At 69.0% G+C, this 26,884-nt stretch carries 23 protein-coding genes and 1 pseudogene; 15 read left to right on the forward strand and 9 right to left on the reverse strand.

Annotated elements, in window-relative coordinates; all coding sequences use genetic code 11:
• The 5 genes from gatA (at position 1) to CX1_RS05470 (ending at position 6,088) form a co-directional block, all read left to right on the forward strand.
• Positions 1 to 1,509 carry an Asp-tRNA(Asn)/Glu-tRNA(Gln) amidotransferase subunit GatA gene (gene gatA, locus CX1_RS05450; RefSeq protein WP_046651073.1) on the forward strand — a complete coding sequence of 503 codons (1,509 nt, stop codon included), beginning with the start codon at positions 1 to 3 and terminating at the stop codon, positions 1,507 to 1,509.
• A 151-nt stretch (positions 1,510 to 1,660) separates the two neighbouring features.
• Positions 1,661 to 1,996 (forward strand): helix-turn-helix domain-containing protein, encoded by a 336-nt coding sequence (locus CX1_RS05455; protein ID WP_082719121.1) that lies wholly within the window; start codon positions 1,661 to 1,663, stop codon positions 1,994 to 1,996.
• Between the two features lie 42 nt (positions 1,997 to 2,038).
• Positions 2,039 to 3,475: a DHA2 family efflux MFS transporter permease subunit gene (locus tag CX1_RS05460; protein ID WP_046651070.1), complete on the forward strand. Its 1,437-nt coding sequence runs from the start codon at positions 2,039 to 2,041 to the stop codon at positions 3,473 to 3,475.
• An 81-nt stretch (positions 3,476 to 3,556) separates the two neighbouring features.
• Positions 3,557 to 4,588 carry a 6-phosphofructokinase gene (locus CX1_RS05465; protein ID WP_046651088.1) on the forward strand — a complete coding sequence of 344 codons (1,032 nt, stop codon included), beginning with the start codon at positions 3,557 to 3,559 and terminating at the stop codon, positions 4,586 to 4,588.
• Between the two features lie 162 nt (positions 4,589 to 4,750).
• Positions 4,751 to 6,088: a YkvI family membrane protein gene (locus CX1_RS05470; protein ID WP_046651069.1), complete on the forward strand. Its 1,338-nt coding sequence runs from the start codon at positions 4,751 to 4,753 to the stop codon at positions 6,086 to 6,088.
• Here the strand turns inward: CX1_RS05470 and CX1_RS05475 are convergent.
• On the reverse strand, positions 6,037 to 6,879 hold the full coding sequence (locus tag CX1_RS05475; protein WP_046651068.1) for a class I SAM-dependent methyltransferase: 843 nt from the start codon (positions 6,877 to 6,879) through the stop codon (positions 6,037 to 6,039). The genes CX1_RS05470 and CX1_RS05475 overlap by 52 nt on opposite strands.
• 12 nt (positions 6,880 to 6,891) lie before the next feature.
• Positions 6,892 to 7,455, reverse strand: a complete 564-nt coding sequence (locus tag CX1_RS05480; protein WP_046651067.1) for a hypothetical protein — start codon at positions 7,453 to 7,455, stop codon at positions 6,892 to 6,894.
• A 124-nt stretch (positions 7,456 to 7,579) separates the two neighbouring features.
• On the opposite strand from CX1_RS05480, the gene gatB reads away from it, so the two are divergent.
• The 4 genes from gatB to CX1_RS05500 all read left to right on the forward strand — a co-directional run bounded on the left by gatB (position 7,580) and on the right by CX1_RS05500 (position 11,710).
• On the forward strand, positions 7,580 to 9,088 hold the full coding sequence (gatB, locus tag CX1_RS05485; protein ID WP_046651066.1) for an Asp-tRNA(Asn)/Glu-tRNA(Gln) amidotransferase subunit GatB: 1,509 nt from the start codon (positions 7,580 to 7,582) through the stop codon (positions 9,086 to 9,088).
• 509 nt (positions 9,089 to 9,597) lie between these two features.
• Positions 9,598 to 10,137 (forward strand): LPXTG cell wall anchor domain-containing protein, encoded by a 540-nt coding sequence (locus CX1_RS05490; protein WP_060925366.1) that lies wholly within the window; start codon positions 9,598 to 9,600, stop codon positions 10,135 to 10,137.
• A gap of 122 nt (positions 10,138 to 10,259) precedes the next feature.
• Positions 10,260 to 10,955: a sortase family protein gene (locus CX1_RS05495; RefSeq protein WP_046650575.1), complete on the forward strand. Its 696-nt coding sequence runs from the start codon at positions 10,260 to 10,262 to the stop codon at positions 10,953 to 10,955.
• Positions 10,956 to 11,023: 68 nt separating this feature from the next.
• On the forward strand, positions 11,024 to 11,710 hold the full coding sequence (locus CX1_RS05500; RefSeq protein WP_146780700.1) for a sortase family protein: 687 nt from the start codon (positions 11,024 to 11,026) through the stop codon (positions 11,708 to 11,710).
• A 17-nt stretch (positions 11,711 to 11,727) separates the two neighbouring features.
• Here the strand turns inward: CX1_RS05500 and CX1_RS05505 are convergent, their stop codons facing one another.
• Entirely contained in the window at positions 11,728 to 12,564 is an 837-nt protein-coding gene (locus CX1_RS05505; protein WP_046650578.1) for a siderophore-interacting protein, read from the reverse strand.
• A 123-nt stretch (positions 12,565 to 12,687) separates the two neighbouring features.
• A complete protein-coding gene (locus tag CX1_RS05510; RefSeq protein ID WP_113570025.1) occupies positions 12,688 to 14,367 on the reverse strand; it encodes an HNH endonuclease signature motif containing protein in 1,680 nt (559 codons plus the stop codon).
• Positions 14,368 to 14,376: 9 nt separating this feature from the next.
• Between CX1_RS05510 and CX1_RS05515 the strand changes: the two genes are divergently transcribed.
• Positions 14,377 to 14,589 carry a hypothetical protein gene (locus tag CX1_RS05515; protein ID WP_060925368.1) on the forward strand — a complete coding sequence of 71 codons (213 nt, stop codon included), beginning with the start codon at positions 14,377 to 14,379 and terminating at the stop codon, positions 14,587 to 14,589.
• Between the two features lie 261 nt (positions 14,590 to 14,850).
• Here the strand turns inward: CX1_RS05515 and CX1_RS05520 are convergent, their stop codons facing one another.
• Positions 14,851 to 15,882, reverse strand: coding sequence for a hypothetical protein (locus CX1_RS05520; protein WP_060925369.1), 1,032 nt, complete (start codon positions 15,880 to 15,882; stop codon positions 14,851 to 14,853).
• Positions 15,883 to 15,961: 79 nt separating this feature from the next.
• Between CX1_RS05520 and CX1_RS05525 the strand changes: the two genes are divergently transcribed.
• Both CX1_RS05525 and CX1_RS05530 read left to right on the forward strand, forming a co-directional pair.
• Positions 15,962 to 17,266 carry a DoxX family protein gene (locus CX1_RS05525; protein ID WP_060925370.1) on the forward strand — a complete coding sequence of 435 codons (1,305 nt, stop codon included), beginning with the start codon at positions 15,962 to 15,964 and terminating at the stop codon, positions 17,264 to 17,266.
• 87 nt (positions 17,267 to 17,353) lie between these two features.
• The gene (locus CX1_RS05530) at positions 17,354 to 17,644 is read left to right on the forward strand and encodes a hypothetical protein (RefSeq protein ID WP_046650514.1); all 291 of its coding nucleotides are present in this window, start codon (positions 17,354 to 17,356) and stop codon (positions 17,642 to 17,644) included.
• Positions 17,645 to 17,722: 78 nt separating this feature from the next.
• Here CX1_RS05530 and ilvD read toward each other — a convergent pair whose 3' ends face one another.
• From ilvD to CX1_RS12810, 4 genes and pseudogenes are all read right to left on the reverse strand, one after another.
• The gene (ilvD, locus tag CX1_RS05535; RefSeq protein WP_060925371.1) at positions 17,723 to 19,567 is read right to left on the reverse strand and encodes a dihydroxy-acid dehydratase; all 1,845 of its coding nucleotides are present in this window, start codon (positions 19,565 to 19,567) and stop codon (positions 17,723 to 17,725) included.
• Between the two features lie 160 nt (positions 19,568 to 19,727).
• A pseudogene (locus tag CX1_RS12010) lies at positions 19,728 to 20,201 on the reverse strand (LysE/ArgO family amino acid transporter).
• Between the two features lie 126 nt (positions 20,202 to 20,327).
• Positions 20,328 to 20,852 (reverse strand): PH domain-containing protein, encoded by a 525-nt coding sequence (locus CX1_RS05545; protein WP_046650516.1) that lies wholly within the window; start codon positions 20,850 to 20,852, stop codon positions 20,328 to 20,330.
• A gap of 54 nt (positions 20,853 to 20,906) precedes the next feature.
• Positions 20,907 to 22,745: a mechanosensitive ion channel family protein gene (locus CX1_RS12810; protein ID WP_240941433.1), complete on the reverse strand. Its 1,839-nt coding sequence runs from the start codon at positions 22,743 to 22,745 to the stop codon at positions 20,907 to 20,909.
• A 226-nt stretch (positions 22,746 to 22,971) separates the two neighbouring features.
• Here CX1_RS12810 and CX1_RS05555 point away from each other — a divergent pair, with 226 nt between their 5' ends.
• The 3 genes from CX1_RS05555 to ilvC all read left to right on the forward strand — a co-directional run bounded on the left by CX1_RS05555 (position 22,972) and on the right by ilvC (position 26,558).
• Entirely contained in the window at positions 22,972 to 24,882 is a 1,911-nt protein-coding gene (locus CX1_RS05555) for an acetolactate synthase large subunit (protein ID WP_046650518.1), read from the forward strand.
• Positions 24,883 to 24,918: 36 nt separating this feature from the next.
• A complete protein-coding gene (gene ilvN, locus CX1_RS05560) occupies positions 24,919 to 25,428 on the forward strand; it encodes an acetolactate synthase small subunit (protein ID WP_046650525.1) in 510 nt (169 codons plus the stop codon).
• A 116-nt stretch (positions 25,429 to 25,544) separates the two neighbouring features.
• Complete coding sequence (gene ilvC / locus CX1_RS05565) at positions 25,545 to 26,558, forward strand: ketol-acid reductoisomerase (RefSeq protein ID WP_046650519.1); 1,014 nt, start codon at positions 25,545 to 25,547, stop codon at positions 26,556 to 26,558.
• The last annotated feature ends 326 nt before the right edge of the window (positions 26,559 to 26,884 follow it).

Below are 26,884 nucleotides of genomic sequence, written 5' to 3' on the forward strand. Positions count from 1 at the left end.
ATGAGCAACGCGAACCTGTTCACCGCCGTCGCCGATGACCCGATCCTGGGTCTGACCGCCGCGGAGCTGGCCGCCAAGATCCACGCCCGCGAGCTGACCTCCGTGGAGGTCACGCAGGCGTTCCTGGACCGCATCGCCGCCGTCGACGGGGGCATCCACGCCTTCCTGCACATCGGCGCCGAAGAGGCCCTGGCCGCGGCGAAGGCCGTCGACGAGTCCCTCGACGCGGGCGAGGCCCCGGCGTCGGCGCTGGCCGGCGTGCCGCTGGCCCTGAAGGACGTCTTCGTCACCACCGACGCGCCGACCACGTGCGCGTCGAAGATGCTCGAGGGCTACATGAGCCCCTACGACGCCACCGTCACCGAGAAGCTGCGCGCCGCGGGCATCCCGATCCTGGGCAAGACGAACATGGACGAGTTCGCCATGGGCTCGTCGACCGAGAACTCCGCGTACGGCCCGACCCACAACCCGTGGGACGTCGAGCGCACCGCCGGCGGTTCCGGCGGCGGCTCCTCGGCGGCGCTGGCCGCCGCGATGGCGCCGTTGGCCATCGGCACGGACACCGGCGGCTCGATCCGCCAGCCGGCCGCGCTGACCGCCACCGTCGGCGTGAAGCCGACGTACGGCACCGTCTCGCGCCACGGCCTGGTCGCCTGCGCGTCCTCGCTGGACCAGGGTGGCCCGACCGCCCGCACGGTGCTGGACACCGCGCTGCTGCACGAGGTCATCGCGGGCCACGACGAGCGCGACTCGACTTCGACCGATCAGCCCATCGCCGACGTCGTAGCCGCCGCGAAGGCCGGTGCCACGGGTGACCTGTCGGGCGTGAAGGTCGGCGTCGTCAAGCAGTTCGACCGCACCGAGGGCTACCAGGCGGGCGTGCTGGACTCGTTCCACGAGGCCGTCGACAAGCTCAAGGCCGCCGGCGCCGAGGTCGTCGAGGTCGACTGCCCGAACTTCGACCACGCGCTGAGCGCCTACTACCTGATCCTGCCGTGCGAGGTCAGCTCCAACCTGGCCCGTTTCGACGGCATGCGCTACGGCCTGCGCTCCGGCGACGACGGCTCGCTGTCGGCCGACCAGGTCATGGCGAAGACCCGTGCCGAGGGCTTCGGCGACGAGGTCAAGCGCCGCATCATCATCGGCACCTACGCGCTGTCGGTGGGTTACTACGACGCGTATTACATCCAGGCGCAGCGCGTGCGCACGCTGATCCAGCAGGACTTCGAGCGCGCCTTCGAGCAGGTCGACGTCCTGGTGTCGCCGACGACGCCGACCACCGCCTTCAAGCTGGGCGAGAAGGTCGACGATCCGCTGAGCATGTACATGTTCGACCTGTGCACGCTGCCGCTGAACCTGGCCGGCATGTGCGGCATGTCCGTGCCCTCGGGTCTGGCGCCCGACACCGGTTTGCCGGTGGGCCTGCAGATCATGGCCCCGCGCCACGGCGACGATCGCCTGTACAAGGTCGGCGCCGCGTACGAGAAGGTCCGCGGCCCGGTGGCCTGATCTTCCGGTGCCTTCGTCGCTTCACGACGCCGCCGCACGCACTGACCGCCGCCCCGGGTGGGGCGGCGGTTTTTGCGTTCGTTTTGTTCAATTGTCTCGCTAGGAGTTCAAATGGATTGACGATGGGGAGATCGTCAGCCATGATGTCCATATGGGAACAAAGGAAAGAATCACGCCGCGTGAACTCGGAATGGAAGTCGCGGCACTGCTGCGCGAAGGCGTCGCCCGGCGGGAGATGACGCAGGCGCAGGTCGCCGAGAAGGCGGGGATCTCCACGTCGCAGGTGTCCAAGTACCTGCGCGGCGTCCGGCCGATCACCACGGACGAACTGGATCTGCTCTGCGAGGCCATCGGCATCAGCTTCGAAAGGCTCGTCGTCGAGGCATCCCATCGCACGCGCGGGCGGCACGGGAACATGGGCGAGGGGGCCGCGCAGGGGGAATTCGGGGCGCCGGTCCGCGGCGAATCCGGCTGGTGGGAGCGGTAGCCCTCGACTCCGTCCCCGCGGCGTCCGATAGGCTCCGACGTCATGGCCAACCCCGCCGCCGACCCCGCGGACCACGACGAGTTCTCGCGGCACCACCTGCCGCCCAAACAGGCGTATCTGGCGCTGTTCGCCCTCTGCGTCGGTTTCTTCATGAATTTGCTCGACCAGTCGATCGTCGCGGTGGCCACGCCGCAGATCATGGAGCAGCTCGGCGCGGACTACGCCGCGGCCATCTGGGTGACGTCGGCGTATCTGCTGGCCTACGCCGTGCCGTTGCTGGTCACGGGCCGGCTGGGTGACCAGTTCGGGCAAAAGCGCGTGTATCAGGTGGGCATCGTGATTTTCACGGCGTCGTCGTTGTGGTGCGGCCTGGCCGATTCGATCGGGTCGCTGGTGCTGGCGCGATTCGTCCAGGGCCTCGGCGCCGCGCTGATCGGCCCGCAGACGCTGGCCATCATCACCCGGATCTTCCCGCCCGAGCGCCGAGGCGCCGCCATGGGCTGGTGGGGGACCGTCGCCGGACTGGCGACGCTGACCGGGCCACTGCTCGGCGGCTTCCTGACCACCTCCGTCGGCTGGGAGTGGATCTTCTACGTCAACATCCCCTTCGGCATCCTGTCGTTGGTGCTGGTGGCCAAGTGGGTGCCGGACCTGCCGTCGACGTCGCGCAGCTTCGACGTCGTGGGAATCGTCGTGTCCATGCTGGCCATGACCGGCCTTGTCTTCGGCCTCCAGCAGGGGCAGGCGGCCGGGTGGTCGCCGTGGATCTGGGCGATGCTCGCGGGGTCGGCCGTGCTGTTCGCGGTGTTCGTGCGGCTCCAGTCCATCGCGCCCCGGCGCGGCGTGGAGGCCCTCGTCCCGCTGCGGCTCTTCGACGACCCGAACTTCGCCCGGGGCTCCCTGTCGATCGCCACCATGGCCTTCGCCACCGCCGCCAACGCCCTGCCCGTGATGATCTTCGTGCAGACCTACGACGACCTCACAGCCCTCCAAGCGGGTCTGTTGGTCGCGCCCATGGCCCTGCTCTCCGGCGTCCTCGCCCCCTGGGTGGGGTCCATGGTCGAGCGCACCAAGGCCAACCGGCTGTCCATGATCGGCTTCGGCTCGATGATCGTCGGCCACGTCGCCATGTTCGGCGTGCTGCGCGAGTCCGTGCCCACGTGGACCATCTCCGTGGTGGTGCTGCTGCTCGGCGTGGGCAACGCCTTCGTGTGGGCCCCCAACTCCACCATCACCCTGCGCGGCCTGGACACCCGCATCGCCGGCGCAGGCTCCGGCGTCTACAACACCACCCGTCAGGTCGGCGCGGTTTTCGGTGCCGCCGCCACCGCCGCATTCATCGAGGTCGGACGCGCGGCAGGCGCCGGTTCCGCCGTGTTCGGCCAATCGCTCCTGCTGCACGCGGCGGTCCTGTGCATCGGATTCGCCGCGGTCGCCGGGTTCAGGCGGGCGCCCGAACCAGCCACCGCCCCGTCGTAAAGCGAAACCCCGAAACGGGCGCGAACGCGGCACCCGATGCCCGAGGCGCGTGGGAGCGGAGCGGTCGCTATTGTGGGGGACATGCGAATCGCGACCCTGACCTCCGGTGGCGACTGCCCCGGTCTCAACGCCGTCATCCGCGCCATCGTGCGCACCGCCAGCTCCGAATACGGTTCCACCGTCGTCGGATTCGAAGATGGCTGGATCGGCCTCATGGAGGACCGCAGGGTCCAGTTGTACGACGACGAGAACATCGACAAGATGCTGCTGCGCGGCGGCACCATGCTCGGCACCGGCCGCGTGCACCCCGACATCCTCATGTCGAACCTGGACCGCATCAAGGAAAACCTCAACGATGCCGGCATCGACGCGCTGATCCCCATCGGCGGCGAAGGCACCCTCAAGGCCGGCAAGTGGCTGGCGGACAACGGCGTGCCCGTCGTCGGCGTGCCCAAGACCATCGACAACGACGTCAACGGCACCGACTACACCTTCGGCTTCGACACCGCCGTCGCCGTGGCCACCGAGGCCGTCGACCGCCTGCACACCACCGCGGAGTCCCACGAGCGCGTCATGATCGTCGAGGTCATGGGACGCCACGTCGGCTGGATCGCCCTGCACGCGGGCATGGCCGGCGGCGCGCACTACATCGTCATCCCGGAAGAGCCGTTCGACATCAACGCCATCTGCAAGTCCATGGAGCGCCGGTTCCAGATGGGCGAGAAGTACGGCATCATCGTCGTCGCCGAGGGCGCCATGCCCAAGGAGGGGACGATGAACTTCGAGGAAGGCGGCGTCGACCAGTTCGGCCACCAGACCTTCAACGGCATCGGCCAGGTCATCGGCAACGAGATCAAGGAGCGCACCGGATACGACGTGCGCACCACCGTCCTCGGCCACATCCAGCGCGGCGGCACGCCCACCGCCTACGACCGCGTGCTGGCCACCCGCTACGGCGTCCACGCCACCCGCGCCGTCCACGACGGCGACTACGGCAAGATCGTCGCCCTGCGCGGCGAGCACATCGAGCGCATCGACATCGACGACGCCGTCGCCGAGCTCAAGGTCGTGCCGGAGCGCCGCTACGCCACCGCGAAGGCGCTGTTCGGATAGGCGCCCACGATTTCCCGGTCCCCGTCACCGCGCAGCCGCGCGCGGTGACGGGGACCGATGTCGTTGCCGGGGCGCTTTGCCTGGCGTGACGGATATGACGTTAATGTATGGATTAGGGGTTACCCACCGTCACCAGCGCAAGAAACGAGAATCAGCGCCACCATGTTGAAACGTTCCGCCGCCATCGCCATGGCCGTCGTCGGGCTCATCGTCGGGGCCGGGTTCGCCTCCGGCCAGGAGATGATGCAGTACTTCGTCGCCTTCGGCCGGATGGGCATCTGGGGGGCGGTGATGGCCGGCATCATCATGGCGGCCAGCGCCGCGGCCGTGCTGTCCCTGGCCAGCTACTTCCTCGCCGACGAGCACACCGCCGTCTTCGACCGCATTTCCTCGCCGATCATGTCCAGGGTCCTGGACACCGCGGTGATGATCACCCTGTTCAGCACCGGCTTCGTCATGTTCGCCGGCGCCGGCTCCAACCTCAACCAGCAGTTCGGCCTGCCCATCTGGGTGGGCTCGGTGATCATGATGGTCCTGGTCCTGGCCGCGGGCATGCTCGACGTGGACAAGGTCAGCGCCATCATCGGCGGCATCACGCCGTTCATCATCGTGTTCCTGGTCGGCGCGGCCATCTACTCGATCGTCAACGCCGACGGCACCCTGGCCGAGCTCGAGCCGGCCACCGCCGGGCTGCTGACCACCCTGCCGAACTGGTGGGTGTCGGCGCTCAACTACGTCGGCTTCTCGTTGATGGTGGCGGTGTCCATGGCCATCGTCATCGGCGGCACGCAGATCAACCCGCGCGAGGCCGGCATCGGCGGCCTGGCCGGCGGCGTCACCTACGGCGGCCTGCTGGTGCTGTGCTCCGTGGCGCTGTTCTACTCCGTCGAGGAGGTCGGCGGCGACGACATGCCCATGCTCACCATCGTCGACCGGGTCAACCCGACGCTGGGCGTCGCCATGGCGATCGTCGTGTACGGCATGATCTTCAACACCGCCATCGGCATGTTCTACGCGCTGGGCAAGCGCCTGACCCGCAACGACAAGGGCAAGTTCCGCCCGGTGTTCGTCGGCTCGGTCGTCATCGGCTTCGGCCTGAGCTTCATCGGCTTCCAGACGCTGGTGTCCACCGTCTACCCGGCGCTGGGCTACATCGGCATCGCGCTGATCGTCGTGGTGGTCATCGCCCGCATCTCCGGCCGCGCCAAGCTCGCCGAGGAAGCCGAGCGCCGCGCCCGCATCCGCGACCTCGTCCGCCGCCGCCTCGACCCGCGCACCAAGTTCAGCCCCTCGGAGGCGAAGAAGCTGAAGAAGGAAATCGCCGCCTCCAACGCCGACGACCGCGCGCTCATCGAGGTCGTCCGCGACGACGTCACCGGGGAGCTCGAGGGAGAGCTGGGGGAGGGCGAGGAAATGCGGCTTTCCGACGCAAAGGACGCCGCGACCGGTCAGCCCGCCGACGACGGGGAAACCCGCAGCACGAAGGAATCGCAGCGGTAGGGCAACGCCACGGCGTCTCCCGGGGCGAACCCGAGGTGGTCATGCAGGTACCACCTCAGGTTCGCCTCGACCTTTTCGCGGGTCTCCGGCTTCGACCGCAGCCAGTAGGAGCGGGTGCGGGCCAGCAGCACGATCTGCTCCGGCGTCAGGACCTGCTCCCAGTTCAACCGCAGCTCGCCGGTGATGTGCAGGGGAGGGGCCACGTCGGGGACGAACCCCGGTTTCTGCACGTCGCCGGCGTGCATGATGCGCGTCAGCCTGTGCACCCACGGCATACGAACGTCGAGGGTGTTCCACGTCAGCACGACCACGCCGCCGGGCCGCAGCAGACGCGCGAATTCGGCGGACGCGGCCGGGACATCCACCCAATGCCACGTTTGCGCGCACGTGATGGCGTCGAACGACCCGCCCGCCAGCCCCGTCTCCTCGGCGGTGGCGCGCACCCGGGTCACGCCGGGGCAGGCCCGGGCCAGGCCCGCGAGCATCTCCGCACCGGGTTCCACTGCGGTGACCCGGTGGCCGGACGCCACGAGCCCGGCGGTCAATTGTCCGGTGCCGGCCCCGACGTCGAGGACGTCCAGCGACGCGCCGGCCCGGTCGGCGTCGGCAAGCAACGCCACCACCTCGGGCGGGTACCCGGGGCGCACGTCGTCGTAGCGTGCCGCGTCGGCGTCGGAAAGCGAATCGCCGAAGGCCCCCGCACCGGCCGCGCGATGCGCACCGTCGCGGAAAGACGGCATCGCGGCGCGCGACGTCGGGGGCACCGGGGGATGCTCGCGGGGGCCGGGCACGGGCGGGCGACGCTACTCGGCGGCGAGCAGGCCGTGGGCGCGGGCGAACTCGCGGGCGGCGGCCTCGTCGTCGAACGGGCCGAACCGCAGCACGGAGTTCTCGGTGACGTCGTAGATCAGGCCCGTCGCGTGCAGCCAGGACAGCTCATGGGCGCCGTCGTCGGAGGACCCCAAATCGACCATCTCCACGCCCTCGGCCGGATCGGTCACGGCCGCGGCGAATTCCTCGTCGGAGACCATGGTGGTGGACACGCCGTTGGCCTCCCCGACGTCGAGCAGGCAGTTGAGGGCCGGGACCTGCTCCGGCACGTCCTCGGGCGCCGCACCCAAACCGGCGGGCTTGTCCATGAGCAGGAAGCACATCTCCGACTTCCAGCCCTCCGCAAGCTGCCCCGGCAGCGAATCGCGCAGATCCTGCGGGCGCAGCTCCGCACCGTGTCCCTGGTTGGACTTGCCGAAGAACATCGACGCGACCACGGCGATGGTCACGATCACCGCGACGGCGATGGCGAGGCCCGCGAACATGCCCTTGCTGCGCGAGTCGTTGGGGGTGTCTTCGGTGCGGGCGTGGGTCATCGGGGCTCCCAGTCGATGATCGGCGATGGCGCGGCGGCCATCGGGACGGTAACGAGAACAGGCTAGTCCACCGGCCCGGCCCCGGGGTGCCCGCGGCCTTCCCGCCACTAGTACGATGTCCCCCATGACCGCCGCTTACGCTGATGATCTGATGGACTACGACGAGGTCCTCGAGCGCTTCGACCCCGTGATGGGCATGGAGGTGCACGTCGAGCTCGCGACGAACACGAAGATGTTCTCCGCCTCCTCCGCCAACTTCGGCGCCGCCCCCAACAGCAACGTCGACCCGTGCAGCCTCGGCCTGCCGGGCGCGCTGCCCGTGGTGAACAAGACGGGCGTCGAATGGGCCATCAAGATCGGCCTGGCTCTCAACTGCGAGATCGCGGAGTCGTCCCGCTTCGCCCGGAAGAACTACTTCTACCCGGACCAGCCGAAGAACTACCAGATCTCCCAGTACGACGAGCCGATCGCGTTCAACGGCCACCTCGACGTCGTTCTCGACGACGGCACCGAGTGGCGCATCGAGATCGAGCGCGCGCACATGGAGGAGGACACCGGCAAGCTCACGCACCTGGGCGGCACCTCGGGCCGCATCCATGGCGCGACGCGGTCGCTGGTCGACTGCAACCGTGCGGGCGTGCCGCTGATCGAGATCGTCACCAAGCCCATCATCGGCGCCGGCGAGCGCGCCCCCGAGGTAGCCCGCGCATACGTGTCGGCGCTGCGCGACCTGGTCAAGGCGCTCGGCGTCTCCGATGCCCGCATGGACCAGGGCTCCATGCGCGTCGACTCCAACCTGTCGCTGCGCCCCATCGGCCAGGAGGAGTTCGGCACCCGCACCGAGACCAAGAACATCAACTCGCTGAAGTCCGTCGAGCAGGCGGTGCGCTACGAGATGCAGCGCCAGGCGCAGGTGCTCACGGACGGCGGTTTCATCCGCCAGGAAACCCGCCACTACCAGGAGACCGACGGTTCGACGTCGGCCGGCCGCATCAAGGAGACGGCGGAGGACTACCGCTACTTCAACGACCCGGACCTGCCGCCGGTGATCGCGCCGCGCGAGTGGGTCGAGGAGATCCGCGCCACGCTGCCGGAGCTGCCGTGGATCCGCCGCGCCCGCATCCAGAAGGAGTGGGGCCTGAAGGACGAGGAGATGCGCGACCTGGTCAACGCCGGCGCGCTGGATCTCATCGTCGACACCGTCGAGGCCGGCACCACCCCGGACGAGGCCCGCGCCTGGTGGGTCGCGTACCTGTCCCAGCAGGCCAACGCCCGCGGCGTCGAGCTTGCGGAGCTGGCGATCACCCCGGGGCAGGTCGCCCGCGTCGTCGCGCTGATCAAGGACGGCAAGCTGACCAACAAGCTCGCCCGCCAGGCCGTCGACGGCGTGCTCGCCGGCGAGGGCGACGTCGACGAGGTGGTCAAGGCCCGTGGCCTGGAGGTCGTCCGCGACGACGGCGCCATCGAGGCCGCCGTGGACGAGGCGCTGGCCGCCAACCCGGACATCGTGGAGAAGTACAAGGCCGGCAACAAGAAGGTCGTCGGCGCCATCGTCGGGCAGGTCATGAAGGCCACCCGCGGCAAGGCCGACCCGGCGCAGGTGAACAAGCTGATCGCCACCAAGCTCAGCTGATTCGCTTTACGACGCCCACGGGCCCGGGATCCGACGAGGATCCCGGGCCTGCGGCGTCTCAGCCCCTGTCCGGCGAGAAATTTCGGTGCGAAAATTAATGCATGGTCGGTGAAAAATGTTGGCCACTAATTGGGGGGTTGGTTTACGTGATCGCTGTGAATAATGTCGATCGAGGGGCGCGGGAAATGGTGGCGAGGGTCATGTTCGGCCATTGAGTCGCGGATATTGCAGCTGTTAGGCAAAGTCTCGGTCCCTTTCGGGGGTGCCCTATCGGGCCTTTGTGATGGCGCTTGCCCTGGTTCCATCATGTGGGCTCGGGCTGTGATCCTTGTAGAGGGGGGGAAATTGTTCATGAATGACCTGCGCCGATAAAAAATTCGGGGGTGCGATGCAAACAATTGCTTGGCCTTCTCATTTGTTTGGATAGCCTGAGGTTGGAGTTGTTCAACAATGTGGTCGGTGGCGCGGGACCGTGGCGTCGACGCCCACGCACATGTGAGGAGATCACCATGAAGATCAGGAAGACGACCGCCTGGGCCGGCGCGGCGATTCTCGCCGCGGGAGCCATGGCGATGGGTGCCCCGGTTGCCGCCGCGGACGCCGTTGATGGAGATGTGCTGATCCAGGCGCAGGACTCGCCTGCGGATCCTGACCCCAGCGAGGACCCGAAGCCGGACCCGAGCGAAGATCCGAAGCCGGATCCCAGTGAGGATCCGAAGCCGGACCCGAGCGAAGATCCGAAGCCGGATCCCAGTGAGGATCCGAAGCCGGACCCGAGCGAGAAGCCGGATCCCAGCGAGAAGCCGGACCCGAGCGAGAAGCCGGATCCCAGCGAGAAGCCGGATCCGAGCAAGGACAAGGACAAGCCGAAGGACAAGACCCCGGCGTCCAAGGCTCGGCCGGTCGAGCCGAAGCAGAAGCCGAAGCAGGGAGATCGAGGCGTCCCCGCCCGCACGGGCGACAACGATGCCGCGTGGGCGGCCGCGGGCGGCGTCGTGCTCATCTCGGTGGCGGGTGGCGTGTACGCGCTGCGTCGTCGTCAAGCCTGAGTTCGGCGGAGTTCGCGCGCGTGATTCAGTCGGAGACGGCCGGGCGGTGAGGTGACCGCCCGGTCGGCGCCGATTGGGGCAACGGTCGGGTATGAAGGTGAAAAGCCCGGGGAGGTGGAGAGATGTCCGAAAAGGCGAGGCGGTTCGGCCGTCTGCGTGCCATGGACGTCGTGGTTCTCCTGGTGGTCGTCGCCGCGTTCGCGGTGGGCGCCCATGTCCTCGGGTTCGGTCCCTTGTCCGATTCGCGGGCGCCCGCCCAGCGGGTCGACGCCGACGTCGAGGTCGTGGAGCCGCGCGATGCCGTTCCCGCATCGGAACCGGTGGAGATGGCCATCCCCGCGCTGGGGCTTCGGGCCGACGTCGATGCGGAGGCGTGCCCCCTCGAGGACGGGGCGTTGGATCCGCCGCGCCTGGACACCGCCTGCTTCTATGTCGCCGATGATCGCCCGTATTCGTTGCCGGGCACGGACGTTCCCGATCTTTCCGTGCTCGCCGGCCATGCCGCCAGCGGTCGCGATGCGGTGTTCAACGACTTGTACGACAACGCCGTCGAGGCGTTCACCGTGGAGAAGGGCGACGAGTTGCTCGTGCGCACCCGCGCCGGCGGGGATCGGTGGCTGGTGTACGAGGCCACGGATTTCCACGACATCGACAAGGCCTCCCTCGGCGGCGATGGGGAGGTGTGGGGCGATGGCCCCATGCCCGGGCGAATGCTGACGATCAGTTGCATCCAACCCCGCAATCCATTCGCCGCGGCCACCCACAACGTCATCGTCGGCTGGACTTTCGCGGGCCTCGCCGACGCCCCGGCACTCTGATCGGCCGGGGCAGCCAGTCCCGCGGCACCGTTGGACCGGTGTTTCATGATTCCGAGGAGCGGATGATCATGTTCCCCCTTCCCGCCCGCGCACCGAAGCTGCGGACGGCTCTTGCCGCGGCGTTGCTCGCGTTTCCCCTGTTTTTCACGGCATGCGGGACGGATGAGCCCCCGCCGCCCGACGATGCCGCCTCCGAAGATGGCGGAGGTGCCACCACCGAGGTCGAGCAGGTGCCGATCGAGGCGTCGATGCCGATCGAGCTCACCATGCCGGCCCTCGGATTGTCGGAGCCCGTCGTCGAAGACCTGTGCCCGATGACCGACCGAGGCCTCGACCCGGTGCATCTGATGGACATTTGCTTCTACACCGCCGACGACAAGCCGTATGTGCTGCCGTCGACGGATCAGGAGGACGTCGCCGTCCTGGCGGGGCATGCCAACACGCGGATCCCCGGCGTTTTCGATGACGTCTACGACTCGGTCAATGGCGAATTCGCCGTGAAGCTCGGTGATGAGCTGCGGGTGCGGACGGAGGCGTCGGGAAGCAAGTGGCTCGTGTACAAGGCGACCGATTTCCACTCGCCGACGAAGGAGGACCTCGCCGTCGACGACGCCGTCTGGGGCACCGAGCCGACGCCCGGCCGATTGTTGCTGCTCACATGTCTCCGCGCCGTCGAACCGGACGCGCCTGCCTTGCATAATGCGGTGGTTGGCTACCAGTTCGATCGCGTCGAGGACAGTGACGGGATGAGCTGACGGGATGAGCTGGGCCGTCAGGCCTCGTCGGGCCGGTTTTCCTTCTTCCACGTGCGGAATCCCTCTTCGGTGCGGCCGACGCGCCAGTACCCGGAGATCGAGGCGCCGCGGACGGGGATGCCGGCGTCCTTGAGCGTGGGGCGGATGCGCTTCATCACGGCATTGGCTTCGCCGTGCACGAAGACCTGCAGCGTTTCCGGGTCAAAGTCGGCGCGGGAAGTGAGCTTGCCGACGATCGCCGTGGTCATCTCCACCAGCGCCTCGCCGGGTGCGGCGTCGGGGCCCGAGGCTGGGGTCACGTGCGTGATCGATGCGCCGGGATGGTTGGCGATCAGGTCGACGTCGGCGTAGTCGGGTGCTTCGACGATGACGTCCGCGATGGCTTCGGCGGGCAGCGCGGAGACCGCGGCGGCGATCGCGGGGATGGCGGTGGCGTCGCCGCAGATCAAGTGGCGTGCCACGGTCGGGTCGGGCGAGTATGCCCCGCCCGGCCCGCGTGCTTCGAGGACGTCGCCGGGACGGGCCGCCAACGCCCACGTGCACGCGATGCCTGAGCTCGGCGCGGAATCGCCGGCGGCTTCCGTGGTGCCGCCATGGAGCGCGAAGTCGATGGCCAGCGTCGAAGCTTCGGCGTCGATGGAGTGCACGGTGTAAGTGCGCAGCGTCTGAGCCTGTGCTTGAGCCTGACCCTGTGAATGGCCGACTGATTGCTCGAACACCAGCTTCACGTAGGCATCCGTGTGCGGCGATTCCGCGAAGGGCGTGATGTCGGAGACGTGGAATTTCACGCGCTGGATGGTCGGCGAAACGCGTTCCGCCGCGACGACGGTGAGGGTGGAAGTGATGCGAGCCATAAAGGAACCATAGCCTAACCTTCATCAATCTTGTTTCGGCGATTGCGGACGAGGCATGTCGTAAGGGGGGAGGGGCAGCTCCGGGATGGGGCCAGAACGGGGCCGGGCCCGGAACGTGGATGCCTAGAACGGGATCGTCGGGTCGGGCCCGAGGGGCCTCGGCGGTTCCGGCGCTTCCGTCGGATCGGCGTCGATCGTGGCACGTCGCCGTGGGGGCCGGCAGACGATTCGCGGAGGAGTCGTCACCTGCGGTCCCGGCTGTGAGACCGGTTCGTCTGGCCAGTCATCATCGGTCAGGTCGGGGTTGCGTTGCATCGGGGAGTTGGCCCAGTCGTCATCGGTGCTGACACTCGCCCAGCCACGCGGATCCAGGTCAGCTCCTCGCCGCTGCCCGAGATCCGCATCCGCTTTCCAGTTCATGGTCCTCGACGGCCTGCCTGCTGGGGTCGACGTCGGTTTCGGCTCCGGGGCCCATGTCGGATCTTCGGTGCTCGGCCATCCATCGTCAGCTGCGTCGGCCAGTGCCCGGGCTTCGGCGGCGATGTCGGGGTCGGTGGAGTTGAGCGGTCCGGCCGTGAAGTGCTCGAGTTCCTGCTCGAACGTCGCAGTGCGCCGGGCGTGGTTGCGGATCGCGGCGTCGATGTCGGCCTTTTCCATGGCCGCGGCGGCGTCCGCTTCGGCGCGGAGCCTGCGGGCGTTGGCGCCGCGGATCGTGGCGGTAAGGCGGGTCGCCCGCTGGTCGAAGGTTTGGCGGTTGATGTGGGCGATGGGGCCATGGGGCACCGTCGTGGCGATGGTCGTGCCCTTGTGGTCGGTCCAGGTCACGGAGCCGTCTTCGTGCATGACCGCTCGCCAGTGCCGGCTGGTTTTCAGATTGTGGTGGTGCTGGCACAGGCACTGCAGGTTCCATGTGGCGGTGACGCCGAGATTGGTGGCGCCGCCGCCGGCGATGAAGCCGGCATCCTTCGTGCACGTTCCCGGCGCACCCTTGGGGCCCTTGTCTGCCACCCACTCGATGACGTGGTCGAACTGGCACTTGTGGGCGGGCACGTTGCACCCGGGGAACCGGCAGCCGCCATCGCGGCCCCGCACCCGGGCCTTCTGCGCATCCGTGGGCACGTAACCGCCGGTCCGCGAGTCGGCGGAGAGGCGCGCTCGATCGGCTCTTTCCAGCCATTGCCTGGTCAGGTACTTCGGCAGCCATCCGGCGCCGTCGAGCCAAAGTTGCAGGTCGTCTTCGTCGGCGTCGGCATCGGCGTACACGTTGAGCGTGACCCCGGCGCCCGCGAAATCGCCGCGGCACATGTGCATCAGGGCGTCACCCAGGGAGCAGTCTTGGCCGGCGCTGATCTTGGCGTCGCGGATGGCGCGGACGGCCGCGTCGAATTCCGCGAGGCGGTCCTTGCGCAAGATGACGTGGAGTTCGCCATGGTCGCCGGGACACCCGTTGTCGACGGAGTAGGACTCGGAGCGGATGGAAGCGGATTCTTCGTCATCATCCGGGGGAGTGGAGATCGGCTCGACCGACTCGACGATGCGCCGCAGTTCGCGGGCCCACACGCGGATGCCGGGCAACGCCTGGTAGTCGCGGCGGGGGCGGAGATACCCGAGGAAGTGCGTTTCGATGGCCGCGATGTGCTCGTCGGACACCGCAATGACGGCGGCGGCCATCTTCTTCAGATGCCACAACGGCAGGGCACCGGATCGGCAGAATTCGTGGATGCGCGGCATGCGGCGCAGCATGATCCCGATGTCGCAGTAGTCGATGGCGGCCGCTTTCCCGGAGCCGATTCTGGTGGCCACGGCCGCAGCATGGGAATCGACGTCGTCGTCGCCGTGTGGCGCGCAGGCGACGGCCATGGCGAGTTCATCGAGATTGCGGGCGCGTGCGCGTCGGGTCAGTTCGTCGTCGGCACGCTCGGTGACCCACCGTTTGCGTGGTGGGTCGTGATTGGTTGCGGCGTTGGTGTCGTGGTGTTCATCGTGCGCGTCATGGTCGGCAGCCATGTCGTGTCCCCCGGGTGATGCGATGCGATCGTCGATGCTTCCGTAACCGTGAATTCGGGCCTGTGATCCCCGCCCTGCTTCACTTCATATGATACAGGTGTTCGATCCCGTCTATTCGAAACTAGGGCAACGATTCGGGAACTTTCCGCACCATGAACCCCAAAAGGACCACTCTTGGTCGCGCATCTCAACCCGTACATGATCGCGAATCCATGGCCATGGATGAGGTCGGTGGCGTCGTCAAGCAAAAGGGCCATGGCGCATCCCGCCCCACACCCTCTAATCCGGCGAACCGCCCTCCGCGCCGCCGGAGGGGATGCGGAAGACGCGCTCGTCGGACGCGCCGGCCTCGCGGCCATCCGCCTTGTTCACCGTTGCGCCCCACACCTCGACGCCGCCATCGGCGAGCACTGGAGCGACCCAGCCGACGTGGCCGAATTCGCCCTCGAGCATGGTCTCCGGCGACCCCGTCACCGTCCACGCGCCGAACGGCCCGGGCTCCGGCGGCGCAACGGGAAGAGACACCACGCGCTGCGCCGCCGGCACCGCCACGACCACCTCCTCGCCGACGACGGCGCACCCGCCCAGCGAATCATCGAGGTCGACGCCGCCGACGGGCTCGATCAAGCCTCCGGACCACTGGGCGAGCAGCGGAGTGCCGTCGAGGCGGACCGTCATCAGGGGAGGGGCGCCGACCGGGGTGTGGCAGACCGAAATCACCTCGATCGTGGGATCGCCGGCGAGCAAGGTGTTCACCTCGCCCGCGCCGTCGACGTACAACGCCAGATTCCCGGGGTCCGAGTGCCGCGGCAACTCCCGCACATCGGTGCCGCCGCCGGGGAGGAGCGTCAAGCGGGCGACGGAACCGTCGTCGCGGAGCATGAACAGCTGGCCATCCTCGGCGACGGTCGGGCCCGCGGTGATCTGACGGACCCGCGACCCGGCGTCGGCGATCTCCACCGGGGCCGCGCCGGCGACGACCAGCTGCACCCGCCCATTGGCCGTGGCCACGACCGCGCGGCCCGGACCCGGCGACGCCATGGCGGTCGTTTCCGGCAAACATGCCGCGAGGACCACGTCATCGATCGCGCACGGGTCCGACGATTCCCGAGGCTCACGCTGCACGCCTGGGGTCGGCATCGCTTCGCGCATCCCCGAATCCGGCATGGGGGCGCCGGTCGGCTCGGAGGTCACCTCGGCGAACGTCCCGGCGAGCTCCGGGGAATCGTCCATGCACGCGGCCAGCCCCAGCGCCAGCGATGCAGCCAGCGCCGCGCCCGCGCCCGCGCGGCCGATCCGATCGATTCCCATGCCCGCCAGAATAGGAAAAACGCACGGGCCCCGGCACGTCAGCCGCCGCAAACGGTGTCCAACGCTTACCCTGGGCGATGTGAGCGACAACACCAAGAACCCGAATCCCCGCAACCTGGGCGACTACGAGGAGGGGCTTGACGACGACTTCGACGTCCCGACCTACCGTCGAATCGCCGACGACGGCCCCGCTGCCGATGTCGCCCCCACCGGCAACGCCGTTCCGGCGTCCAAGGCCGACATCGCAGACGGCCCCGCGCCCGAATCCGACGCGGCCACCGAGATCATCGAGCTCGACGGCACCGGCGCCGGCCCCATGGCGGGCTCCGCCGACGGTGCCGACGAGACCGTGGCCGCCGCCGTGTCGGAGCCCACGGCCACGGCCACCTCGGACACCGGGGCCCCGGCCGAGGAAACCCAGGTGATCCCGCGCCGCGACATCTACGCCGCGGCCGGGCGCACCGCACCGCAGCGCATCGAGCCGTTGGCCAAGACCGACGAGTACCGCGAGGCGGACGCGGACTTCGCCGCCGACGCCGATCAGCCGACGCAGGTCTCGCCGGCCGCCACGGGCTACGACGACCTCGACGGCGACCGTGACCGCGACGCCGCGAACACCGCCACCACCGATCCGGGCACTCTCGGGGCGGTCGGTGGCGCCGGCCTCGGCGTGGGCGCGGCGGGAGCGGCGGTCGCCGCTTCCCGCGATGATCGCGACGACTACGACCGAGACCGCGACTACGACGCTCCCGTCGTCGGCACGGCCACCGCAGACGATCCCGACGACCCGGACTTCCGCGAGGACCACCGCGACCACGACCGCGACCTCGACCCGCGCCGCGGCACCCTCGACTTCGGTCTGCTGCTGCTGCGCCTCGGCGTCGGCGGCATGCTGCTGATGCTCGGACTGGCCACGTTCTTCCAGTTCGGCGGGGCCCCGGGCCTCGGCGCCCTGGAGGCGACGTTCGCCGACAACGGCTACCAGTTCGCGGGCGTCATCGCCGTGGCCATCCCGACCGTCCAGGTCATTGCGGGCGGTCTGCTGGTGCTCGGCTTGGCGACGCCGCTGGGCGCCGCGCTCGCCCTGGCGATTTCCGCGTTCCTCACCATGTTCGAGGTCGCCGTCGGCGATTCCGGCTGGAACGTCCTGGCCGAAGGTGCCGAGCCGGTGCGCCTGCACCTGGCGCTGACCGCGGCGTCGCTGGCGCTGCAGTTCACCGGCCCGGGCCGCTACGGCATCGACTTCAGCCGCGGCTGGGCGCGCCGCCCGCTGGCGAGCTCCTGGATCTTCTGCATCCTGGCCATCGCCGCCGCGATCGGCCTGTGGTACCTCACCGCCGGTCAGCTGCCGTTCGTCGACACGACGACCGGCGCCACCGCCTGATCCGGCGCCGCCCCGACAGGGCCCTTCCCGCTTGACGACGAGCTCGCGGGGAGGGCCCTTCGCCGTGCCCTCCCGTACAAAGGGGGCATGGAGCCCAACGAGTTCAACGACCGCGACGGCCGCAGGCGCGAGCAGGCCGCGGCGGTCATCTCGGTTGGCCTGGGACGTGGCTTCCAGGCCACCATCGCCGCGGCCATCACTGCATCCGTCACGGCGACGGGGTTGTGGGCCGTGGGCGTGGTCAGGGCCGGGAATCTCGAGGACTCCCTGGTCACGCTGCTGTTCGTGGGCATCGGCATGATGCTCGGCCTGATCGTTGTCGGCGGCATCGCGGCCGCCGCGGGCCAGGGCATGCGGAGCCGCCGCGGGCGACGGTGACAACGGGCCACGCGGGCCGTCGTCAAGCGAAAAAGCCACCCCTCGAAACGAGGGGTGGCTTTCGTCGTGCAGGGCCGATTAATCGACGATGCGCACGGCACCCTTGTCGGCGCTGGAGGCCATCTTGCCGTATGCGCGCAGGGCCTTGGTCACCTTGCGCGGGCGCTCCTTGTGCGGGGTGAAGGGCTTGTCGCGGGCGAGCTCCTCCTCGCGGCGGCGGGCCAGCTCGGCGTCGTCGACCTGGATCTCCAGGCGGCGCTCGGAGACGTCGATGTACACCGGGTCACCGTCGCGGACCAGGGCGATGTCGCCGCCGGCCGCGGCCTCGGGGGAGACGTGGCCGATGGACAGGCCCGAGGAACCGCCGGAGAAGCGGCCGTCGGTGACCAGGGCGCACTTCTTGCCCAGGCCGGCGCCCTTGATGAACGCCGTCGGGTGCAGCATCTCCTGCATGCCCGGGCCGCCCGAGGGGCCCTCGTACAGCACGAACAGGACCTCGCCGGGCTGGAGCGTGCGGGTGAGGATCACCGACACCGCCTCCTCCTGGCTCTCCACGACGCGGGCGACGCCCTCGAAGTGGAACTGATCCTCGGTGATGCCGGCGGTCTTGAGCACGGCGCCGTCGCGGGCGATGTTGCCGCGCAGGACGCACAGGCCGCCCTCCTTGGTGTGCGCGTGCTCCACCGAGTGGATGCAACCGTTCTCGGCGTCGACGTCGAGGGACTCCCAGCGGTTGTCCGTGGAGAACGGCTCCGTGGTGCGCACGCCGCCGGGCGCGGCGTGGAACAGCTCGATGGCCTCGTCGGTGGCCTTGCCGCCGCGGATGTCCCAGTCGTCGAGCTGCTCGGCCAGCGACGGGGCGTGGACCGAGTTGGCGTCCATGTTGAGCAGGCCGCCGCGGCGCAGCTCGCCCATGATGGCGGGGATGCCGCCGGCGCGGTGCACGTGCTCCATGTAGTAATCCGAGTTCGGCGCGACCTTCGACAGGCACGGCACGTTGCGGGAGATCTCGTCGATGTCGGCGAGGTCGAAGTCGATCTCGCCCTCCTGGGCGGCGGCGAGGATGTGCAGCACGGTGTTGGTCGAACCGCCCATGGCCACGTCGAGGGTCATGGCGTTGACGAACGCGTCGCGGTTGGCGATGTTGCGCGGCAGCACCGTCTCGTCGCCGTCGCGGTAGTAGCGGTTGGCCAGGTCGACGATCAGCTCGCCGGCCTTGGTGAACAGGTCGCGGCGGGCGACCTGGGTGGCCAGCGTCGAACCGTTGCCCGGCAGCGACAGGCCGAGGGCCTCGGTCAGGCAGTTCATCGAATTGGCGGTGAACATGCCGGAGCAGGAACCGCAGGTCGGGCAGGCGGAACGCTCGATGTCGAGCAGCTGCTCGTCGTCGACCTTGTCGTCGGCCGACGCCGAGATCGCGGAGATCAGGTCCGAACCGGGCTTGACGACGCCGTCGACGACCACCGAGAAGCCGGACTCCATGGGGCCGCCGGAAACGAACACGACGGGGATGTTCAGGCGCAGCGCCGCGTTGAGCATGCCCGGGGTGATCTTGTCGCAGTTGGAGATGCACACCAGGGCGTCGGCGGTGTGGGCGTTGACCATGTACTCGACGGAGTCGGCGATGATCTCGCGCGACGGCAGCGAGTAGAGCATGCCGTCGTGGCCCATGGCGATGCCGTCGTCGACGGCGATGGTGTTGAACTCGCGCGCGACGCCGCCGGCGGCGGTGACCGCCTCCGCGACGATGTCGCCGACGTTCTTGAGGTGGACATGGCCCGGCACGAACTGGGTGTACGAGTTCGCGATGGCGATGATCGGCTTGCCGAAGTCGCTGTCGGTCATGCCGGTGGCGCGCCACAGGGATCGGGCGCCCGCGGCATTGCGGCCGGCGGTGGTGACCTTGGAACGAAGGGGGATCATGGCTGCCCCATTCCTCTCTGGTTGTCGGCGGTGTTCTCGGCCGGGGCGGGCGAGCGCCCCGGCATCGCACCAATGATAAACCTTCTGCACCCCGCACGTCTCATCGGGTGGGCAAGAGTGTCCACTATGTGGACATTGCGATCCCGTGGTGCGGAAATGCCTACATCAACACCAGGCGGGCGACGATGAACAGCAGCATGCAGCCGATGGCGACGTTGAGCCAGCGCCACACCTTCGGCCTGGACAGCGGCTCGCTCAGCGCCCGCGCGCCGTAACCCAGCAGCGGGAACCACGTGGCGGCGGGACCCGGCCGCATCGGCCTCGGCCTCCGATTCATCCGAATCGTGCAGCGACTTCGGGTCGATCGCGTCGCGGAAGGTGCGGATCGCGAACCACAGCAGATACGCCGCGCCGCCCCAGCGGAGGATCTCCAGCGCGATGGGGCCTTTTCGACCAGGACGCCGACGCCCGCGGTGCCCGCGGCGACGAGGACGATGGCCGAGAGGGCGCAGACCAAAATGACGGCGGTGATGCCCTAGCGGCGGATGCCCTGCTTGATGAGGAGTACGTTCTGCGGCCCGATTGCGACGATCAGCGAATACCCGAGCACAATGCCCGCTAGAACGATTGACATGCGTTGATTATCCTCCCGGATCTGTTTACTTGTTCACATTTCGGCCCCGCCAGCGGCAATGGCCCCTGCAACGGGAAACCGCCCGGGCACGGGGCCCGGGCGGAAACGCTTGGCGACGGACGGCGCCTACGCCTCGGGGGCGTCCTCGGCGTTGCGCGCCTTCGACTGGGCGTCGAACTCCTCGCGGGTCATCTTCACCGAGTTGCCGTCGCGGTCGAAGACCTCGACCTTCTCCTCGTCCGCGAGGCGGGCCGGGGTGACGGGATCGGGGATGCGGCCGTCGGTGGCGTCGCTGAGCGCCGGCAGCGAGTTGAAGGAGATCGCCGGCAGGGAGAACTTCGAGTCGTCGTCGGCGACGGCGAAGGCCTTGCCGCGTTTGTCGAACAGCACGCCGCGGAAGCGGTTCCAGGGCAGCGACCGGCGGCCGCCGGTCAGGTACACCGCGGTGATCCCGCGGGAGCTGACGGTGGTGCGCACCCGCAGGATCCACAGCGCGTACACCAGCGGCACCAGCAGCAGCGGGGCGAACCACAGCGGCTCGAAGCCCATGGCCAGAATCGCCAGGAAAACCAGGAAGGCGACGGCGATGAAATGCGTCTTCTGGGGGCGGAAACGGGTCGTGGGCAGCGTGGTCGGCCGATCGGTGCTCATGAGGGCACATTGTAGGGTGCCCGCCGGGCACCCATGCACTCGGTACTCGAACCGCTAATTGGCCGTCCCGCCGGTGCCCGTGCCGGTCCCGGTGCCTGTGCCGTCCGTGCCGCCGCCGGTTCCGGTTCCGGTATCGGTTCCCGTGCCCGTGCCACCCGTATCGCCCGTGCCGGTGCCGGTATCGGTGCCGGTTCCGGTGCCGCCCGTTCCGGTGCCGGTGCCCGTGCCACCCGTATCGCCCGTGCCTCCGGTGCCGGTTCCCGTACCGGTTCCGGTGCCGGTCTCGTTCTGCGGGGGACGGATCTCGTCCTGCTGGCGAGTGGTGGTCGGCGGGGCGGTGGTCGAGCCTCCGTTCCCGGTGCCCGTCTCGCCCCCGGTGTTCTCCTCCGTCGTTTCGGATTCCCCGGTGAAGCGGCTCGGCGCCAGCCAACCGGCGACCCCGTCCTCGCCCTCGCCCGGTTCGACGGTGGCCAGGTTGAGCAGCCCCAGGACGACCAGGGCGGAAATCATCACGACCGTCGACGGCCGCGCGCGGCCACCCGCCGACAGCACGCGGCGGACCCGTTCGCGGCGGGTCATCGCCGACCACTCGGGGCCGGTGGCGGCCTCGGCCGACGACTGCTTCTCGGCTGCGTCGTCCCCGTCCTTTCCGTCATGGACGTCCGGATCGTCCTCGTCTCGGTCCGCGGCGCCGTAGCGGCCGCGGGGCATGACCGCGGTCTCGCCGGAATCATCGGGATCGTTGCCGGCCTTGCGCCGCTCCGCATCCATGCGGGCGCCCGCGGACGGGATGTCGCTGCGGCGGCGCTCGTCACCCGATGCCGCAGCATCCTGGGCGGCGGCGTGGGCCTGCTCCACCTCGAGCGACCCCTCGCCGCGCCGCGATGCCGGCCCGGCGCCTCGTCCGGCGCCCAGCATGGTCGTCGGGCCGTCGGCGTCGTCAAGCGAATCGGGGCGGGTGACCGGCGACTGCCCGAACCTGTCCGCCACGCCCGCCGGCAACGCGCCGAAGTGGGCGCTCAGCGCTTCCGCCGTCTTCAGGGGGTTGCCCGTCGCGCGCTCGCCGTAGTCGTCCCACCAGGTGTCGATGATCTCCGAGCGCACCGCGCGCTCGATGAGCCACTGGTCGCCCGGCTCGCAATCGACGATCAGGCGCATGGTGACCGTCCACGGCAGGCCCATCGTCGTCGGGGCGACGAGCTGGGTCGAGGACTGGATGCGGATCTCGGACAAGACGTGCTCCTTGACGCCGTCGGCCGCGATCGCGCGGCGGGCGGCCTCGAGGGTGCGCTCCTCCAGATCGCGGATCGACCCGCCTGCCGTCATGGGCACCGGCATCTCGATGACCGCGCGCGACCATTTCGACGAGTAGTTGACGCACATGCGCGCCTCGGAGTTCGGGACCACGACCTCCTCGCCGTTGAGCGTGCGGATGGTCGTCGCGCGCAGCGTCATGTTCACCACGTCGCCCTGCACCGTGCCCGAGGGGGAGTGGAACTCCACCCAGTCGCCGATGCCGTACTGCTTCTCCGCGATGATGAAGACGCCGCCGAGCAGGTCCGCGATGACGCCCTGCGCGCCGAAGCCGATCGCGGCGGAGACCACCGTCGCCGGCACGGCCGCCGCCGTCAGCGAGACGCCGAACTGCCCGAGCAGCGCGATGCCGACGATGAAGTAGGCGATCATCTCCACTATGTAGACGACCGCGCCGATCAGGGCGCGCCTGCCCTTCGTCGCCTCCTCGCCCTCGGACATGTTGCCGGTGGCGACGGCGATGACGAACCGGCGGATGCGCGGGATCAGCACCACCAGGATCAACAGCGCGGCGATGGACAGGCCGTTGTTGGCTATCCACGACCAGGTGCGCTGCAATAGATATAGAAGAAATTCCATGGGCGCCACGGTAGGTTCGCAGACTTAGAGGAGCCTGAGGCGCGGGGGATAATACGGGGGAGTTCCGGCAGTTCCCCGGGGTGTCGTCCAACTATGTGGGATTGACTGTCCACTATGTGGACGCTAGGGTCGAAGGTGACATGGGCCGGCGGAATCCCGTCTCGGGCATCTCGCCAGGTCCATCATGTTCGGACCCGCCCACACCCGACCACAGGAGCGCACCGGAATGAACGCCGCCCCACAGAACAGCCCCTCGCCCGCCACCGTGGCCGCGCAGAATCGCCGTACGACGCCGGAGCGCATGACCGGCGCGAAGGCGATCGTCCGGTCCCTCGAGGAGCTTGGCGCGGACGTCGTATTCGGCATTCCGGGCGGCGCGATCCTCCCGCTGTACGACCCGCTGTTCGACTCCGAGAAGATCCGCCACGTCCTGGTGCGCCACGAGCAGGGCGCCGGCCACGCCGCCACCGGCTACGCGCAGGTCTCCGGCAAGGTCGGCGTGTGCATCGCCACCTCCGGCCCCGGCGCCACCAACCTGGTCACCCCGCTGGCCGACGCGCAGATGGACTCCGTGCCCGTCGTCGCCATCACCGGCCAGGTCGGCATGCCCCTGCTGGGCTCCGACGCCTTCCAGGAAGCCGACATCCGCGGCGTGACCATGCCCGTGACCAAGCACAACTTCATGGTCACCGACGCCAACGACATCCCCAAGGCGATCGCCGAGGCGTTCCACCTCGCCTCCACCGGCCGCCCGGGCGCCGTCCTCGTCGACGTGCCCAAGGACCTGCAGAACGCCGAGATCGACTTCGTCTGGCCGCCGGAGGTGGACCTGCCCGGCTACCGCCCGGTGACCACCCCGCACTCCCGCCAGATCGAGGAGGCCGTGCGCATGATCGCCGCGGCCGAGCGTCCGGTGCTCTACGTCGGCGGCGGCGTCATCAAGGCCGACGCCTCGGCCGAGCTGATCGCCTTCGCCGAGATGACCGGCGTGCCGGTCGTCACCACCCTGATGGCCCGCGGCGCGTTCCCGGACGCCCACGAGCTGCACATGGGCATGCCCGGCATGCACGGCAAGGTCTCCGCCGTCGCGGCCCTGCAGAAGTCGGACCTGCTGATCACCATCGGCGCCCGCTTCGACGACCGCGTCACAGGCCAGCTGTCCACCTTCGCGCCGCTGGCCAAGGTCATCCACGCCGACATCGACCCCGCCGAGATCGGCAAGATCCGCGAGGCGCACGTGCCCATCGTCGGCGACGCCCGCGAGGTGCTCGCGGCCCTGGCCGCCACGTACCGCGCCCTCGACCTGCCCGCCCCGTCGATCCGGCCCTGGCGCCAGGAGCTGGACAAGCTCCGCGCCGACTTCCCGCTCGGCTGGGACGAGCAGTCCGACGGCTCGCTGTCGCCGCAGTTTGTGCTGAAGACCCTGTCCGACATCGTCGGCCCGGACGCCATCTACGCCGCCGGCGTGGGCCAGCACCAGATGTGGGCCGCGCAGTTCATCCAGTACGAGAACCCGCGCACCTGGCTCAACTCCGGTGGCCTGGGCACCATGGGCTACGCCGTGCCGGCCGCCATGGGCGCCAAGGCCGCGGCCCCCGAGAAGGAAGTCTGGGCCATCGACGGCGACGGCTGCTTCCAGATGACCAACCAGGAGCTGACCACGTCGGCGATCGAGGGCTTCCCCATCAAGGTCGCCCTGATCAACAACGGCAACCTGGGCATGGTGCGTCAGTGGCAGACGCTGTTCTACGAGCAGCGCTACTCGAACACCAAGCTGCGCCCGCAGGACAACTCCTACGTGCCGGACTTCGTCCGCCTGTCGGAGGGCCTCGGCTGCGTCGCCATCCGCGTGACCAAGGAAGAAGAGGTCATCCCGGCGATCCAGAAGGCGCGGGAGATCAACGACCGCCCGGTGGTCATCGACTTCATCGTCGGCGAGGATGCGCAGGTGTGGCCGATGGTCGCCGCCGGCAAGTCCAACGACGAGATCGAGTCGGCCCGCGGCCTGCGCCCGCTGTTCGACGAGGAGATGTCGGCCGGCGAGACGCCGGCGGACATCCACGAGACGATGGCCGACAACGCCGAGGACGCCGCCAAGGCGCCCGAGGCGAACCACCCGACCACCCAGACCCGGTAACCCGGTAACCAGACGAAGAGGAAAGTGAAGCTCATCATGGCCGAACTGCACACCCTGTCCGTGCTGACCCTCGACGAGCCGGGCATCCTGGTCCGCATCGCCGGCATGTTCACCCGCCGCGGGTTCAGCATCCAATCCATCACCTCGGGCACCACCGAGGTCGACGGCGTCAACCGCATCACCCTCGTGGTCGAGACGGAGGATCTGCCCATCGAGCAGATCACCAAGCAGCTGAACAAGCTGGTGCCGGTGCTCAAGGTGGTCCGCCAGCCGGATGACCAGCTCGTGTCCCGCGCGCTGCTGCTGGTCAAGGTCACGGCGGACAACGTCAACCGGCCCCAGGTCGTCGACGCGGCGAAGCTCTTCCGCGCCCGCGTGGTCGACGTGTCCCAGGAGTCGGTGGTCATCGAGGCCACGGGCGAGCGCTCCAAGCTGCGCGCCCTGCTCGACGTCCTCGAGCCGTTCGGCATCCGCGAGCTGGTGCAGTCCGGCACCGTCGCGGTGGCCCGCGGCCCGAAGCCGATGCTGGCGTCCCGGGCGCTGTAACCCCCGAAACAACCTCCTGGCTAGACTGTTCCCCGAGCGAATGCGCCGGGGCCGGTCCAGGCGAGGAACCGCAATCGCGAATCAACCTGCTTTCCACGAAAGGCAATCTCACTTCCATGGCTATTGAACTGCTGTACGACGACAACGCCGACCTGTCGATCATCCAGGGCCGCAAGGTCGCGGTGCTGGGCTACGGCTCCCAGGGCCACGCGCACTCCCAGAACCTGCGCGACTCCGGCGTCGAGGTCGTCATCGGCCTGCGCGAGGGCTCGAAGTCGGCGGAGAAGGCCAAGGAGGCCGGCTTCGAGGTCAAGTCGAACGCCGACGCCGCCGCGTGGGCCGACGTCATCATGGTGCTCGTCCCCGACACCACCCAGGCCAAGGTCTACACCGAGGACATCGAGCCGAACCTGAAGGACGGCGACGCGCTGCTCTTCGGCCACGGCCTGAACATCCACTTCGACCTGATCAAGCCGGCCGCGAACGTCACCGTCGGCATGGTCGCGCCGAAGGGCCCGGGCCACCTGGTCCGCCGCCAGTTCGTCGACGGCAAGGGCGTGCCCTGCCTCATCGCCGTGGACCAGGACCCGAAGGGCGAGGGCAAGGACCTCTGCCTGTCCTACGCCGCGGCCATCGGCGGCGCCCGCGCGGGCGTCATCCCGACCACCTTCGAGGCGGAGACCGTCACCGACCTGTTCGGCGAGCAGGCCGTGCTGTGCGGCGGCACCGAGGAACTGGTCAAGGTCGGTTTCGAGGTGCTGGTCGAGGCCGGCTACGAGCCGGAGATGGCGTACTTCGAGTGCCTGCACGAGCTCAAGCTCATCGTTGACCTGATGTTCGAGGGCGGCATCGCCAACATGAACTACTCGGTGTCCGACACCGCGGAGTTCGGCGGCTACCTCTCCGGCCCGCGCGTCATCGACGCCGACACGAAGAAGCGCATGAAGGACATCCTGTCCGACATCCAGGACGGCACCTTCACCAAGCGCCTGATCGCCAACGTCGACAACGGCAACAAGGAGCTGGAGGGCCTGCGCGCCGAGTACGCGAACCACCAGATCGAGGAGACCGGCTCGAAGCTGCGCGACCTCATGTCCTGGGTGAAGAACCCGCTGGACGCCACCGCCTAAGAGCGTTTCGCTTTACGACGGCCAACCTCCCCCGCACATGGCGTGCGGGGGAGGTTTTCGTCGTCTCTAGGGGGAGCGCCCCGCCGCGTAAAGCGTCGTTTACGGGGGCGTCGGTTAGTCTGATCGGGTAAACGTTCGCCACCTCGTCGACTCATCGTGAAAGGCAGGCCCGCCTTGGTTTGGTCCGCAGCCCGCCCCCCGTCCCTCCTCAGGGGCGCCCGCCGGTCGCTGGCGCTCGTCGCCGGCGCCGCAACCGTGTTCGGCCTCGTCGCCTGTTCCAGCGACGACGGCCCCACGAAGGCCGCCGAGGCCCCGGACAAGCCTGT

Origin of the sequence: Corynebacterium xerosis NBRC 16721 = ATCC 373, assembly GCF_001552415.1 — a bacterium.
Classification (GTDB): Bacteria; Actinomycetota; Actinomycetes; order Mycobacteriales; family Mycobacteriaceae; genus Corynebacterium; species Corynebacterium xerosis.

Excerpts from the sequence above, each read along its gene's own strand:
- CX1_RS05470 (WP_046651069.1), top strand. The coding sequence starts at position 4,751 with ATGTTGAAACGTTCCGCCGCCATCGCCATGGCCGTCGTCGGGCTCATC.
- CX1_RS05555 (WP_046650518.1), top strand. The coding sequence starts at position 22,972 with ATGAACGCCGCCCCACAGAACAGCCCCTCGCCCGCCACCGTGGCCGCG.
- ilvD (WP_060925371.1), bottom strand. The coding sequence starts at position 19,567 with ATGATCCCCCTTCGTTCCAAGGTCACCACCGCCGGCCGCAATGCCGCG.
- CX1_RS05480 (WP_046651067.1), bottom strand. The coding sequence starts at position 7,455 with ATGACCCACGCCCGCACCGAAGACACCCCCAACGACTCGCGCAGCAAG.
- CX1_RS05490 (WP_060925366.1), top strand. The coding sequence starts at position 9,598 with ATGAAGATCAGGAAGACGACCGCCTGGGCCGGCGCGGCGATTCTCGCC.
- CX1_RS05520 (WP_060925369.1), bottom strand. The coding sequence starts at position 15,882 with ATGGGAATCGATCGGATCGGCCGCGCGGGCGCGGGCGCGGCGCTGGCT.
- CX1_RS05455 (WP_082719121.1), top strand. The coding sequence starts at position 1,661 with ATGGGAACAAAGGAAAGAATCACGCCGCGTGAACTCGGAATGGAAGTC.
- CX1_RS05530 (WP_046650514.1), top strand. The coding sequence starts at position 17,354 with ATGGAGCCCAACGAGTTCAACGACCGCGACGGCCGCAGGCGCGAGCAG.
- ilvN (WP_046650525.1), top strand. The coding sequence starts at position 24,919 with ATGGCCGAACTGCACACCCTGTCCGTGCTGACCCTCGACGAGCCGGGC.
- CX1_RS05465 (WP_046651088.1), top strand. The coding sequence starts at position 3,557 with ATGCGAATCGCGACCCTGACCTCCGGTGGCGACTGCCCCGGTCTCAAC.
- ilvC (WP_046650519.1), top strand. The coding sequence starts at position 25,545 with ATGGCTATTGAACTGCTGTACGACGACAACGCCGACCTGTCGATCATC.
- CX1_RS05515 (WP_060925368.1), top strand. The coding sequence starts at position 14,377 with ATGGGAATCGACGTCGTCGTCGCCGTGTGGCGCGCAGGCGACGGCCAT.
- CX1_RS05505 (WP_046650578.1), bottom strand. The coding sequence starts at position 12,564 with ATGGCTCGCATCACTTCCACCCTCACCGTCGTCGCGGCGGAACGCGTT.
- CX1_RS05495 (WP_046650575.1), top strand. The coding sequence starts at position 10,260 with ATGTCCGAAAAGGCGAGGCGGTTCGGCCGTCTGCGTGCCATGGACGTC.
- gatB (WP_046651066.1), top strand. The coding sequence starts at position 7,580 with ATGACCGCCGCTTACGCTGATGATCTGATGGACTACGACGAGGTCCTC.
- gatA (WP_046651073.1), top strand. The coding sequence starts at position 1 with ATGAGCAACGCGAACCTGTTCACCGCCGTCGCCGATGACCCGATCCTG.
- CX1_RS05460 (WP_046651070.1), top strand. The coding sequence starts at position 2,039 with ATGGCCAACCCCGCCGCCGACCCCGCGGACCACGACGAGTTCTCGCGG.
- CX1_RS05500 (WP_146780700.1), top strand. The coding sequence starts at position 11,024 with ATGTTCCCCCTTCCCGCCCGCGCACCGAAGCTGCGGACGGCTCTTGCC.
- CX1_RS12810 (WP_240941433.1), bottom strand. The coding sequence starts at position 22,745 with ATGGAATTTCTTCTATATCTATTGCAGCGCACCTGGTCGTGGATAGCC.
- CX1_RS05545 (WP_046650516.1), bottom strand. The coding sequence starts at position 20,852 with ATGAGCACCGATCGGCCGACCACGCTGCCCACGACCCGTTTCCGCCCC.